This is a genomic window from Pseudomonas sp. Marseille-Q5115 (genome assembly GCF_916618905.1).
Classification (GTDB): domain Bacteria; phylum Pseudomonadota; class Gammaproteobacteria; order Pseudomonadales; family Pseudomonadaceae; genus Aquipseudomonas; species Aquipseudomonas japonica_A.
On sequence record NZ_CAKAKI010000001.1, the window covers coordinates 2,156,294 to 2,168,884 of the forward strand.

Here is a 12,591-nt window from a genome sequence, read left to right on the forward strand (position 1 = left end):
CGCGCTGCCTTACCCGAAGGCCTCGGAAAACAAGTAATCGCTCGGCATCCCTGTATAAGGCCTCTAAGATACCGGTCTTGATTTGTTACAGTCGTGCCCATGAAAACTCTGATTGCTGTTCTCGCACTGTTCCTTTCCACGGCCCTGCCCGCCCTCGCCTCCCCGCCTTCCACCTTTACCGAGGCCAAGGTCGTCGCCAAACAGCAGGTCTACCTTGACCAGGCCAACAGCGCCATGGGAGAGCTTTACTGCGGGTGCCAATGGTCATGGACGGGCAAGTCCGGTGGCCGCATCCACCCGGAGTCATGCGGCCTTCAGGCCAGGAAGCAGGAAAACCGTGAGACCAGAGTGGAGTGGGAGCACATCGTGCCGGCCTGGACGTTCGGTCACCAACGCCAGTGCTGGCAGAATGGCGGCCGAGAGCACTGTGTCGACGATGACCCGGTGTTCCGTGCCATGGAGGCGGATCTGTTCAACCTTTATCCGTCGGTGGGCGAAGTGAACGGCGACCGCAGCAATTTCAACTACGGGATGGCGTCAGGGGTTGCGCCCCAGTACGGCCAATGCAAAACCAAGGTTGATTTTGATGAGCGCGTCGCTGAGCCACGCGATGAGGTAAAGGGCCTGGTAGCCCGTACCACCTTTTATATGTTCGACCGTTACAACCTGAGCTTGTCGAGGCAGCAGCAACAACTGCTCATGGCGTGGGATAAGCAGTTCCCCGTCACGCCATGGGAGCTGCAGCGGAACACGCGTATTGCCGCCATCATGGGCCACTCGAATGCCTTCGTGACGGGCGAACGGTCCTGGACCGAAGGCTACAAGCCGGTTGGCGACGGAGTGGTGGTTCCGCTCACTCGCCCCACAGCCAAGCCAGCACCCGCGGCGGATGGCAGCAGGCCTGAAACCGCCGCGATGGTTATCGGGAACAAGAACAGCCATGTGTACCACCTTCCCAGCGGTTGCCCGAGCTATGGCAAGGTGTCGCCGAAGAATCAGGTAGCGTTCAAATCCGCAACTGAGGCGCAAGCAGCAGGGTTCCACAAGGCTGCAGATTGCCGTTAGCTTTCACGCACAGGGCAACCTAGCCCCCAAAATGCGCAAATCGCCCACTGAAGCGCTTGGCCAGTGGGTTGGCGAGGTCGCCGTGTTTGCTGGTACCCAAGCCCAGCTCGACCAGGGCTTCGGCTAGCTTGACAGCGGCTGCCACGCCATCGACTACCGGGAGCCCTACCCGCTCGCTGACCTTGGCTGCCAGGTCCGCCATACCGCCGCAACCCAGCACAATCGCCCCGGCACCTTCGTGGTCCCGGGCGTGCATGGCATGTTCGGCCACCCGTTCCACAAGGCCCTCCGGCCCTAGCGCGTCTAGTTCCAGCACAGCGATGTCCACACAGCGGACCGAGGTACAGTGCCCGGCCATGCCGTAGTTGCGTAACAAGTGCTCGGCAATGATCCGCGTGCGGGTCAACGTGGTGACCACGGCGAAGCGCGTGCATATCAGGCTTGCGACATGGAAGGCGGCTTCGGCTATGCCAATCACCGGCCCGCGTGCCAACTCACGCGCGGCCAACAGGCCCGGGTCGCCGAAGCAGGCGATGATATGGGCGTCATATCCAGCGGCCACGCCCTTGCGTACCTCCTCCAATACGCCCACGGCCGCAATGGCTTCGTCGAAGTGCCCTTCGATGGATTCGGGCCCATCGGCCGGGCAGCAGGCAATGATGTCAGTCCCTGGGCGAGCGACGGCCGCTGCGGCACGGGCGATGCTGGCCGTCATGCGTTGGCTGGTGTTTGGGTTGATAACCTGGATTTTCATGAGGGCTCGTGACTCAGCGCTTGAAGAGGCTTTTGAAATCCGGCTCGATCACAGGGCGCTCCTCGACCTGCAGGCTGGCGCGGATGCTTGCAAGGTGCTTGCTCATCCACTTCGCAGCAGCCTTGCCTTCCCCTCGCTCCACGAGCTGGAGCAACTCGAGATGGTCCCCACATTCACAACCCACGCTACGACGCGATCCATAAACGGCGATGATCAACGAAGCGCGCGTGGTCAGGTGGGCGATCTGCTCGGTGAGCACCTGGTTGTCAGCCAGGGCCACCAACTGCACATGGAAGCGCGCCGACAACTGGATGGCTTTGCTGTGCAGCCCGGCGCGTTGTGCACGATGTTCCTCATCCACCAGGGCGCGCAATGCCGTGAGCTGAGCAACACTGGCCTGGGCCGCCACAGCGGGCATGAGCGCTGGCTCGATGACTTCGCGCGCGGCGAACACATCCTGCGCCTCTTTCGCGTTGGGTTGCGCCACTTCGGCGCCGCGGTTCGGGCGTAGAGTGACCAGGCGTTCAAGTGCCAGCCGTTGCAATACCTTACGGATACCGGTGCGACTGATGTCGAACACCTCCGCCAAGGCGTCTTCCGGCAGCCGGGTTCGCGGCAACAACCGGTGCTCCACGATCGCCTCGAGGATGTCCTGATAGATCTGCTCGTCACGGCTCAGGCTTGGGCTGCTGATAGCGGGGCCTGCGAGAAAAAGGTGGGCGTTCATAGGTGCGCTTGGCGAGAGTGTGATGAGGATCGTATACAAACGATTCGACGCTGACTAGCTCTGTGACCTCCCATCAGCGCGCCCAGCTCTTTGCACTGACTGCGTGCGCAAGCGCCCACTAAACGCGCACTGCTAGCTTTAAACCTTCATTCCGGCTCCGTCGAACAGCACCGTTCAGTGCCAGAGCCCTTGGGTCTCCTGGGCGTGGCATTATCTGGCATGCATTCTGCCTCCCTGGATCGTATACAAAACTGCCAGCCTCCGTATGCAGTCTCCGGAGCGGCACTTACCCAGGGAGAGGCATGCAATGACCCCAGACCTTCCGAAGGGCTATAGCCCCCGCTTGTGCAACCAGGACCTGCGCCCGATACCGCAGACCTGGACCTGGTACAACATCTTTGCGTTCTGGATGAGCGATGTGCACAGCGTGGGCGGCTATGTGTTTGCTGCCAGCCTGTTCGCCCTGGGCCTGGCCAGCTGGCAGGTATTGATCGCACTACTGGTAGGCATCGGCATCATTCAGGTGATTGCCAACCTGCTGGCCAAGCCCAGCCAGCAAGCCGCCGTGCCCTATCCCGTAATCTGCCGCCTGGCATTCGGGGTGTTCGGCGCGAACATTCCCGCGGTGATTCGCGGGCTGATCGCCGTGGCTTGGTATGGCGTGCAGACCTACCTGGCCTCAAGCGCACTGATCATTGTGGTGCTGCGGTTCTTCCCGTCCATGGAGAGCTTTGCCCAGGCCCAGTTCGCTGGGCTGTCGTACCTCGGCTGGATGGGTTTTCTCACGCTATGGGTGATACAGGCGGCAGTGTTCTGGACCGGCATGGATTCCATCCGCCGCTTCATCGACTGGGCAGGCCCGGTGGTCTACGCGGTGATGTTCCTGCTCGCCGGTTGGATCGTATGGAAGGCGGGCTGGAGTAACATCAGCTTTACCTTGTCGGAAAAGAGCTTGAGCGGTTGGGAAGCATTTGGCCAGGTGGTGATGGCGACTGCGCTGGTGGTGTCGTATTTCTCAGGCCCGACCCTGAACTTCGGCGACTTCAGCCGTTATTGCCGCAGCATGGCAGATGTAAAACGGGGCAATTTCTGGGGCCTGCCGGTGAATTTCCTGGCGTTCTCGCTGGTAACCGTCGTGATCGTCTCCGGCACCCTCCCCGTCTTCGGTGAAATGCTTCATGACCCCATCGCCACCGTCGGGCGTATCGACAGCAGCGTAGCGGCCCTGCTCGGGGCGTTTGCCTTTGTCACTGCAACCATTGGCATCAACATCGTCGCCAACTTCGTGTCCCCGGCCTTTGATTTCGCCAACTGCTCGCCGAGCAAGATCAGCTGGCGCACCGGCGGCATGATCGCTGCGGTCGCGTCGATCTTCATCACTCCCTGGAACCTGTTCAACAACCCGGAGGTGATCCATTACACCCTAGACGTGCTGGCGGCATTCATCGGGCCCCTGTTCGGGATTTTGCTGGTGGATTACTACGTGATCAAAAAGCAGCAAATCGACGTGGATGCACTGTTCAACGACACCCCCAGCGGCCGTTACTGGTACACCAATGGCTTCAACCCAGTCGCGATCAAGGCGCTGCTGGCGGCCACCATTATCGGGCTGGTATTTGCCTTCGTGCCATGGTTCAAGCCGATCGCCAACTTCGCCTGGTTCACCGGTTGCTTCCTCGGTGGCGCGTGGTACCTGGGGCTGGCCCGGCGCGAGGTAAAACACCTGGTACCGGCAATGACCTGACCCACGGGCCCCGGTGCTTAAGCGTTGCCGCACCCTGTAAGCCCATGGAGGTTCACGAGCTTTGCCCAGGCTTACAGGGCTGCGCCAACCATTGCCCGAAGCAGAACGGCACAGCCCGCCGCGAGGTCGTCAGGCGCTGCATTTTCGATTTCGTTGTGGCTTATACCCCCTTCGCACGGCACGAAGATCATGCCCGCCGGCCCCAGTTCGGCAATGAAGATAGCGTCGTGCCCTGCTCCACTCACGATGTCCATATGGCTGAACTCCAGCATTCGGGCGCCCTCACGAACGGCATCAACGCATTGGGTGGCAAAGTCCAGGGGAGGAAAGTCGGCTGTGGGCGTAAGGGTATAGGTAAGCCCGTTCTCGACGCGCGCCTGTTCGATGGCTTCCTCCAGGTCCGCCACCATGGCGTGCAGCTTGTCGCTGTGTAAATGGCGAAAATCAATGGTCATGCTTACTTCGCCGGGAATGACATTACGTGAACCGGGGTACACAGCAAGGCAACCAACGGTACCGCAGGCATGCGGTTGGCTTGCGTTGGCGATGCGATTCACCGCCGTGACCACCTGCGCCGCCCCTACCAGCGCATCCTTGCGCAGGGACATAGGGGTGGGGCCGGCATGGGCCTCAACGCCGGACAGCGTCAGGTCGAACCATTTCTGACCCAGGCAACCGACCACTACACCGATGGTCTTTTTCTGGTCCTCGAGGATGGGGCCCTGCTCGATGTGCGCTTCGAAGTAAGCGCCCACGGCGTGGCCAGACACGGCACGGCCTCCGGCATAGCCGATCCGTTGCAACTCATCCCCCAGTCGCAAACCCTGAGCGTCCTGTTTGGCAAGTGTCTCCTCTAGGTCAAGTTTGCCAGCAAAAACCCCCGAGCCCATCATGCAGGGCGCAAAGCGGGAGCCTTCTTCATTGGTCCATACCACCACCTCTATCGGCGCCTGGGTCTCTATGTCCAGGTCGTTCAAGGTACGTATCACCTCCAGGCCTGCCATTACGCCGAAGCAGCCGTCAAACTTGCCGCCTGTAGGCTGGGTATCGATATGGCTACCCGTCATCACCGGTGGCCGTGACGGGTCTTTGCCTGGGCGGCGAGCGAAGATGTTGCCGATGGCGTCCACGGTAACCGTGCACCCGGCGCCCTGGCACCAGCTTATGAACAGGTCGCGGGCCTGGCGGTCCAGGTCCGTGAGCGCCAGCCGGCAAACCCCACCCTTGGGCGTCGCCCCCAGCTGAGCCAGGTCCATCAGGGACTGCCACAGGCGCTCGGGATTTATCAAAGGGGCGTTGGACGTGAAAAGCTCAGGTTTGAGTAGCGTGTTCATGTGTGGCTCCCATCAGGTTTAAACCGGAACATGCTCTGCTATCCGCACGGCTAGCTGGACCAGGCTCAGGTCGCAGCCTCGCGGCCCCATCAAGGAAATGCCCAGGGGCGCGCCGTCCTTGCTGGCCAGGGGCAGCGTCACCTGAGGCCTGCGGCACAGCACCGCAATAGCCAGCAAGTGATGTGAGAGCTGCCGTGTGGCTTCGATGTCTTCGTCGTTCGCGCTGAGCAAGGGGGCAATATCGGGAACCGTCGGCATGACTAATACCTGGTCGCCGAGCAGCTGTTCCCAGGCGTGCGTGAAGCGTTCACGTACAGCGCAGGCCTCGTTGTATTGCTCGTCGGTTACGGCTTTGGACCAGGCGAAACGGGCCGCCACATCCGGGCCGAGGCACAGGCCGTTGCGCTCAATGAAATCCCCTTGGGCCTGCCAGGCTTCCCGGCCCTGTATATAACGGAACGCCCAATAGGCTTCAGTGAGCGACGGAAGCTCCCCGTGCAGCGGTTCCAGTGGCCCGCACGTGGCGTCTATCCGCCCGATGGCGGGCGCGAAGGCATCAACGCAAGCGCCCGGTATCAGCTCGAACAGCGCTGGGCTGATCGCAACACGCGGGATTTGCGGCAGGGGTACGCTGTCTGTGCCCAGCAAGGCCTCGCCTACCCGGCCGAACAGCCGGGCGTCGCGGGTGAAATAACCGGCGGTGTCCATGCTTTCGCAGAGCGGCTGGGTATGTTCCAGCGGCAGGCGGCCGTGGCTGGGACGCAGGCCGAACAGGCCGCAATAACTGGCAGGCGTGCGCACCGAGCCGCCGGTATCCGTGCCCATGGCGAAATCGCACAAGTAGTTGGATACCGCCGAGGCCGATCCGGAGGAGGAACCACCGGGAATACGCTCGGGCGCCGCACCGTTGCGCGGCGTCCCGTAATGAGCATTTTTGCCGCTCATGGAAAACGCCATTTCGTTGGTGTGTGCCTTGCCGATCAGCCGCGCACCGGCGTCCAGCAGCCGCTGAATGACCGGTGCAGTGGTGGCCTTGATGCCGGACATGGCCAATACATGGGGGTTGCCGCCCCCGGTGGGGTAGCCGGCCACATCGAAAAGGTCCTTGGCAACAAAGGTGTAACCCGTGAGGGGCCCTGTCGCGGCATTAGGCACATCCGCTGTAGGGTAAGGCATCAGGGCAAATGAAGGTCCGGTCATGACAAAGGCTCGCCGTGGGTTTTGACAGATACCTCATTCCAGTGGAAACAGCTCACGGAATGTCCCGAAGTCAGCTCCTCGAAAGGCGGTACCTCACGGCGGCAGGCATCGCTGGCGCGTGGGCACCGCGCCGCGAACGTACAACCGCGAGGCAAGTCGGAGAGGTTCGGGGGCGCCCCCGGGATACTGATCAGCCGCTCGCCCTTTCGTAACCCGCCCTGGGGCCGGGTGCCTAGCAGTACCCGCGTATAGGGGTGCCGAGGGTTGCCCAGCAGCTCGGCTAAAGGCGCCTGTTCGACGATGCGCCCCCCGTACATCACCGCTACGCGGTCGGCCACCTCCACTGCCGCGCCGATGTCATGGGTGACGAAGATGATGGATAGCCCCAACGCTTGCTGCAGTTCACGCAGAAGGATAAGGATCTGGATCTGCACCGTGGCATCCAGCGCCGTCGTGGGCTCGTCTGCCAGCAGAAGCTGCGGTTTGCAGGCCAGCGCCAAGGCAATCATGGCCCGCTGGCGCATCCCTCCAGACATCTCGTGAGGATAGGCATCGAGGCGTTGCTCCGGGTCAGGGATACGCACGCTGCGCAGGGCTTCGAGAGCGGCAACCTGAGCCTGGGCCTTCGACACGGGCAAATGGCGGCGCACGGCTTCGCTGATCTGCTGACCGATGGTGTACACCGGGTCGAGGGCCAGCAATGGTTCCTGGAAAATCATCGCCGCCACCGGGCCGCGCAGTGCTTGCAGCTGGCGACGGGTCAAGGCCATCAGGTCCTGGCCGGCGATCTCGATTTGGCCCTCGACCTGGGTACTGCGTTCTGAGTGCAGCCGCATCAATGCCCGCAGTGTCACGCTTTTCCCCGAGCCAGACTCACCGATCAGTGCCAGTACCTCGCCTCTGGCGACGCACAGGCTCACGCCGTTTACCGCGGACAGTGTGGTACCGCCGTGCTTGAAGCGCACATGAAGGTCACGCACGCTCACCATGGGCTGCCCTGTCATGCCAGCGCTCCTCTGTGAATAAGCGGCGCGGAGGGGCTTTGGCTGTGCCCTTCCCCTGGTTGCACCATCAGGCATGCCGCCACGTGATGAGTACCCGTAGTGGTTAACCGCGGCACTGTTCGCGCGCACACCGCCTCGGCGTGTGGGCAGCGGGTATGGAAACGGCATCCCGAGGGCGGGTCGATGGGGCTGGGCGGGTCACCGGACAGTGGCGATACCTGGGTGCGCCGGGCAGGGTCCATCGATGGCATGGAGGTCAGCAGCGCTCGCGTGTAAGGGTGCCGCGCCTCGGAGAACAACGCCTCGGCAGGCCCCACCTCAACGACCTCCCCCAGGTACATGACCATGATTCGATCGGAGAGGTAACGCACCACATGCAGGTCGTGGCTGATGAACACGTAGGTGAGCCGCAGGCTCTCTTTGAGGTCCAGCAGCAGGTTCAACACCTGAGCCTCCACCGACTTGTCCAGTGCCGAAACCGCTTCATCAAGAATCACCAGCCTGGGCTCCACGGCCAAGGCCCTTGCGATGTTCACCCGCTGTCGTTGGCCGCCAGAAAGCTCGTGCGCATAGCGCCCGGCAAACCGCCCCGGTTCTAGCCCTACCCGGCCGAGCAGGTCGCGGGCGCGCTGCAAGGATTCACGCTGGCTCACGCCATGCACGGAAGGGCCGAACGCAACGGATTGTTCCATCGTCAACCGGGGGTTGAGGGACGAATAGCTGTCCTGGAAGACCATCTGCACCTGGCGCCGGTACTCACGTAGTGGCAACTGATAACCACCCACGCTCATGGCATCGAACACCAGCTCTCCGCTGTCCTGACGAATCAGCTGCATCAACAGGCGCGCCGTGGTGGATTTCCCGCAGCCAGACTCACCCACTACACCCAAGGTTTCGCCCTTGTGCACTTCGAAGTCGATGCCATCGACCGCGCGTACCACGCTGCGTTTACCTCCAGTGCCGCGCACCGGAAAATGCTTGACCAGTTTTTCTATTTTCAGCAACGGCTGCGCGGGGCCGCCAACGTCTCGTTGGGTCATGTTCAGCTCCGAGTAGCCATGGCCGCCCGCAAGCGGTCGGCAAGTACGTTAAACGAGATTGAGGTAATGAAGATCATCACCCCGGGGAGCGCCGCAACAAGTGGCTGGGTATAGATCGCGGTGCGAAGCGTATTGAGCATCAGGCCCCATTCCGGCGCCGGTGGGGTCACGCCTAGCCCGAGAAACGACAGGCCGGACGCGAGGATCATCGATACCGAGATAAGCCCGGTGGTGAAGACGAAGACCGGGCCGAGCACATTGCCCAGCACCTGGGTGCGGATAATAGTGAAAGCTCCAGCCCCCGATGCCCGGGCGGCTTCGATGTAGTCGCGGTTGCGTACCTGGGTGGTGACGCTTTCGGCGATCCGTGCCACTTGCGGAACGAACACCAGCGTCAGGGAAATCAGCGCATTGTTCACGCCGGCACCCAGTGCGCCGGAAAACGCGATAGCCAACAGCACCGACGGAAATGCATAAAACACATCCACGGTGCGCATGATCAGGCTGTTCAGCCAGCCACCGAAGTACCCGGCGATTACACCAATCGCCCCGCCTACAAAGAACGCCAGGATCACCGGGGTAATCCCCATGAACAGCGACAGGCGAGCCCCTAACATCAGGCGGGACAGCAAATCCCGGCCCAATTCATCGGTGCCCAACGGGTAACCCTCGGTGCCGATGGCCTTGAGGCGTTTGAACATCGAGGTCGCAAACGGATCTCCCGGAACGATCCACGGGCCAAATAGAGCGAGCACCAGCAACGCCAGGATTACTACGCCTACCGCAAGCGCAATGGGATCGCGGCGCACCCGGCGCAGCACTTCACTCCAGTAACCGGGCGAGCGTTCAACCGCAGCGATAACCGGCGCAGCGGATCGCGAGATGGAAAGGTTCATCCTCAGCCCCTCCTGATACGTGGATCGAGCAGGGTCTGTAGAATGTCCACCAGTAGGTTCAGCGCGACGAAGAACAACGCCAGTACCCAGATGGTGCCTTGCAGCAAGGGCAGGTCACGCTGGAAAATCGCAGAGTTGAGCAAAAGGCCAGTGCCGGGCCATGCGAACACGGTTTCCACCAGGATCGAACCGCCCATCAAATAACCCACCTGCAGGCCCATCACGGCCATGGCGGTGGGTGCGGCGTTCTTCACAACGTGGAGCAAAAGTGCACCTTCCCCCAATCCCCTGGCCCGTAAGCCAATGACAAACTCCTGCGCCAGGGTCTCGGCGACCTGGGCCCTGACGGTACGGGCGATGATTCCGGTTGGTATGACTGAAAGTGTGATGGCGGGCAGGATCATGAACTGCAAGTGCGCCCAATCCCAGGCCCAGGCAGACTGGCCCATGGGCCCACCGCCCGTTGCCGGAAGCCAGCCTAATTGGGAGGAAAATACAATCACCATCAGCATGCCCAGCCAGTAGTGAGGCACACTGACCCCCACGGCCGAAAACGCGGAGGCGACCTTGTCCAGCCAACTGTCCTTGAAGTAGCCGCCGACGAAGCCGAACAGGCTACCAAGCAGAAAGCCCAGCAGGGTCGCCAGTACGGCCAGGCGCAATGAATAGCTCACCGCACCGAGCACTTCACTGCTCACCGAGCGGCCGCTGGCAATGGACAGGCCCAAGTCCCCATGCACCGCATGCCACACCCATAGCCCGAACTGCACGGGCAAGGGTTTATCAAAGCCGTAGGCCTGCACCAGCTGTTCGCGCAGGGCTTGAGAAGCATCCGGGGGCATCACGGACACCAGCGGATCACCCGGCGCCATGTGTACGAGTAAAAAACACACCAGCGCTACACCGAGCAGGATCGGCGTGGCAAGCAGCAGTCGGCGCAGGATATAGGCGAGCATAGGCGCTCCTCACTCAGGTGGATCACGGGCCAGCTGGTGTTATCAGTCGTGTTTGGACACAAGCGCCAGGTCGATGAACCAGCTTTGAGGCTGCACCACGCCGGTTACTTTTGGTGAAATGGCTCGCGGCCCCACGTCGTGGGCAACGAAGAGGAACGGCGCTTCATCGACGATAGCGGCGTGCAGCTTGCCGGAGGCCGCATCCAAGGCTTGGGGTGTGAAAGCGTTACGCACCTCGGTGATGAGCTTCTCAACCTCGGGCGAAGCGAAATAACCCCAATTGTTGGAAACCGGTGCAAAGGCCTTCTCACTGGCAAAGCGCACCATGCCGAAGTACGGGTCCATGACCGCCGCACTCACGTTGATCGCATTGGCGCCCTGCGCTGCCGCATCCTTCGCCCCCAGGCGCCAGCCGCTGAACAACGTATTCCACTCGGTAACGGCGATATCCACATCGAAGTAACACGCCTTGAGGCTTTGCTGAATGTATTCATTCATGGGCAAGGGCTGCATCTGCCCGGAACCCGACGCCGACGTGAGCACCTTGACCTTCAGCGTATGGCTTGCGCTGAAACCTGCGTCGGCCATCAGTTTCTGGGCGGCCTGCTGGTCATAACGGACCTTGAACGTCGGGCTGCCGTACCAGGGCGAATCCTTCTCATAAATACCCGTAGCCTCCTGCATGAAGCCGCCGAGGTACACCTTCAATTCGCTGCGGTCCAGACACAAGTTCGCCGCTTGGCGTACGCGTTTGTCGAGCCAGGGCGAGCCAGGCGCGAAGGAGAACTGCCACGGCCAGAGGTGCGGCTGGCCATTGGCGTAGAGCTTGAATTCCTTGCTTTTGATTTGATCGATAGCATCCGGCGCCGGCGCTTCGATCCAGTCGACCTGGCCGGACAGCAGCGCGGCTGTGCGAGCATTGGCTTCGGGCAGCGGGATCAGCACAACGTGGTCGACCTTGGGGATGCGCTTGGGGTCCCAGTAGCCAGGGTTCTTGTCCATGACCAGCTCTTGGCGTGGCACCATCCGGACCATCTTGAATGGCCCCGTGCCCACCGAGTGGCTGGCGAACGCAGCCCAGGCCAGCTTCGAGCGCTCGGCCGGGTCGGTAATCGTTGCCGGCACGGCCGCGAAGTCCTTCTGCCAGGCTGCCGGTGATGCCATGAACAGGTTGGTCAAGTTATAAGGCAATACGGCATCCGGCTCGCTTGTGGTCAATTCCACCGTCAGATCGTCGATTTTGCGCGCACTGCGGAGCGTGGGCATCCGCGAGAGGGTCATGCCAATCTGCCCCGGTGCGTACTGCGGTGCCTGCTTGTTCAGTACCTTGTCGACGTTCCACACCACCGCATCGGCATTGAAATCCGAACCGTCATGAAACTTTACGCCCGCCCTTAACTTGAACGTCCACTTGGTATGGTCGGCAGGGTCTACCGCCCACTCGGTGGCCAGCCCCGGGATGGGCGTACTGGGTTTATCGCCCTGGGACAGGTCCCATTCAACCAACGAATCGAACAGAGTAATGCCGGTGAAACGGTTGCCTTCGTAGCCCTGATCGGGTTGCCCATGGGTCAAAGGAATATCCGCGGCAGTCATTGCGATGCGTAACGTGCTTTCAGCCATAGCACTAACGGACGTGAGCGCCGTGACGGTAATAGAACCCGCCAGGAGTACACAGTGCGCAAGGCGGCGAAAGCGAGGTTCTGAAACATGCGTCATTGGCGTGATTCCCTTCAGGTAACCAGAACTGCAAGGGTCTAACGCAATGCCCATACCAAGTTTTATCAGCCAACCTACCTCGCAATGCCTTACCACCAGAAACACTTTTGAATTCAACGGCCTGGTAAGCGCTGAAAGTTGAGCCAAATGCT

At 61.4% G+C, this 12,591-nt stretch carries 11 protein-coding genes; 2 read left to right on the plus strand and 9 right to left on the minus strand.

Annotation, left to right across the window (positions count from 1 at the left end; all coding sequences use genetic code 11):
• Nucleotides 1-99: 99 nt before the first annotated feature.
• Nucleotides 100-1,065, plus strand: a complete 966-nt coding sequence (locus LG385_RS10020) for an endonuclease (protein ID WP_225774144.1) — start codon at nucleotides 100-102, stop codon at nucleotides 1,063-1,065.
• 19 nt (nucleotides 1,066-1,084) lie between these two features.
• Here LG385_RS10020 and LG385_RS10025 read toward each other — a convergent pair whose 3' ends face one another.
• Nucleotides 1,085-1,819, minus strand: a complete 735-nt coding sequence (locus tag LG385_RS10025) for an aspartate/glutamate racemase family protein (protein ID WP_225774145.1) — start codon at nucleotides 1,817-1,819, stop codon at nucleotides 1,085-1,087.
• Between the two features lie 13 nt (nucleotides 1,820-1,832).
• On the minus strand, nucleotides 1,833-2,546 hold the full coding sequence (locus LG385_RS10030; protein WP_225774146.1) for a GntR family transcriptional regulator: 714 nt from the start codon (nucleotides 2,544-2,546) through the stop codon (nucleotides 1,833-1,835).
• A gap of 307 nt (nucleotides 2,547-2,853) precedes the next feature.
• On the opposite strand from LG385_RS10030, the gene LG385_RS10035 reads away from it, so the two are divergent.
• On the plus strand, nucleotides 2,854-4,290 hold the full coding sequence (locus tag LG385_RS10035; RefSeq protein WP_225774147.1) for an NCS1 family nucleobase:cation symporter-1: 1,437 nt from the start codon (nucleotides 2,854-2,856) through the stop codon (nucleotides 4,288-4,290).
• Between the two features lie 71 nt (nucleotides 4,291-4,361).
• Here the strand turns inward: LG385_RS10035 and LG385_RS10040 are convergent, their stop codons facing one another.
• The 7 genes from LG385_RS10040 to LG385_RS10070 are packed head-to-tail and all read right to left on the minus strand — an operon-like array spanning nucleotide 4,362 to nucleotide 12,439.
• Nucleotides 4,362-5,624, minus strand: coding sequence for a Zn-dependent hydrolase (locus LG385_RS10040; RefSeq protein WP_225774148.1), 1,263 nt, complete (start codon nucleotides 5,622-5,624; stop codon nucleotides 4,362-4,364).
• A gap of 18 nt (nucleotides 5,625-5,642) precedes the next feature.
• The gene (locus LG385_RS10045; RefSeq protein ID WP_225774149.1) at nucleotides 5,643-6,824 is read right to left on the minus strand and encodes an amidase; all 1,182 of its coding nucleotides are present in this window, start codon (nucleotides 6,822-6,824) and stop codon (nucleotides 5,643-5,645) included.
• A complete protein-coding gene (locus tag LG385_RS10050; RefSeq protein ID WP_225774150.1) occupies nucleotides 6,821-7,828 on the minus strand; it encodes an ABC transporter ATP-binding protein in 1,008 nt (335 codons plus the stop codon). Before LG385_RS10050 ends, LG385_RS10045 begins: the two co-directional genes overlap by 4 nt.
• On the minus strand, nucleotides 7,825-8,868 hold the full coding sequence (locus tag LG385_RS10055) for an ABC transporter ATP-binding protein (RefSeq protein WP_225774151.1): 1,044 nt from the start codon (nucleotides 8,866-8,868) through the stop codon (nucleotides 7,825-7,827). Before LG385_RS10055 ends, LG385_RS10050 begins: the two co-directional genes overlap by 4 nt.
• Nucleotides 8,869-8,870: 2 nt before the next feature.
• Entirely contained in the window at nucleotides 8,871-9,764 is an 894-nt protein-coding gene (locus LG385_RS10060; RefSeq protein ID WP_225774152.1) for an ABC transporter permease, read from the minus strand.
• A gap of 2 nt (nucleotides 9,765-9,766) precedes the next feature.
• A complete protein-coding gene (locus tag LG385_RS10065) occupies nucleotides 9,767-10,720 on the minus strand; it encodes an ABC transporter permease (RefSeq protein WP_225774153.1) in 954 nt (317 codons plus the stop codon).
• A gap of 42 nt (nucleotides 10,721-10,762) precedes the next feature.
• Complete coding sequence (locus tag LG385_RS10070; RefSeq protein ID WP_225774154.1) at nucleotides 10,763-12,439, minus strand: ABC transporter substrate-binding protein; 1,677 nt, start codon at nucleotides 12,437-12,439, stop codon at nucleotides 10,763-10,765.
• Nucleotides 12,440-12,591: the final 152 nt, after the last annotated feature.

Excerpts from the sequence above, each read along its gene's own strand:
- LG385_RS10035 (WP_225774147.1), top strand. The coding sequence starts at position 2,854 with ATGACCCCAGACCTTCCGAAGGGCTATAGCCCCCGCTTGTGCAACCAG.
- LG385_RS10030 (WP_225774146.1), bottom strand. The coding sequence starts at position 2,546 with ATGAACGCCCACCTTTTTCTCGCAGGCCCCGCTATCAGCAGCCCAAGC.
- LG385_RS10050 (WP_225774150.1), bottom strand. The coding sequence starts at position 7,828 with ATGACAGGGCAGCCCATGGTGAGCGTGCGTGACCTTCATGTGCGCTTC.
- LG385_RS10070 (WP_225774154.1), bottom strand. The coding sequence starts at position 12,439 with ATGACGCATGTTTCAGAACCTCGCTTTCGCCGCCTTGCGCACTGTGTA.
- LG385_RS10060 (WP_225774152.1), bottom strand. The coding sequence starts at position 9,764 with ATGAACCTTTCCATCTCGCGATCCGCTGCGCCGGTTATCGCTGCGGTT.
- LG385_RS10040 (WP_225774148.1), bottom strand. The coding sequence starts at position 5,624 with ATGAACACGCTACTCAAACCTGAGCTTTTCACGTCCAACGCCCCTTTG.
- LG385_RS10055 (WP_225774151.1), bottom strand. The coding sequence starts at position 8,868 with ATGACCCAACGAGACGTTGGCGGCCCCGCGCAGCCGTTGCTGAAAATA.
- LG385_RS10020 (WP_225774144.1), top strand. The coding sequence starts at position 100 with ATGAAAACTCTGATTGCTGTTCTCGCACTGTTCCTTTCCACGGCCCTG.
- LG385_RS10045 (WP_225774149.1), bottom strand. The coding sequence starts at position 6,824 with ATGACCGGACCTTCATTTGCCCTGATGCCTTACCCTACAGCGGATGTG.
- LG385_RS10065 (WP_225774153.1), bottom strand. The coding sequence starts at position 10,720 with ATGCTCGCCTATATCCTGCGCCGACTGCTGCTTGCCACGCCGATCCTG.
- LG385_RS10025 (WP_225774145.1), bottom strand. The coding sequence starts at position 1,819 with ATGAAAATCCAGGTTATCAACCCAAACACCAGCCAACGCATGACGGCC.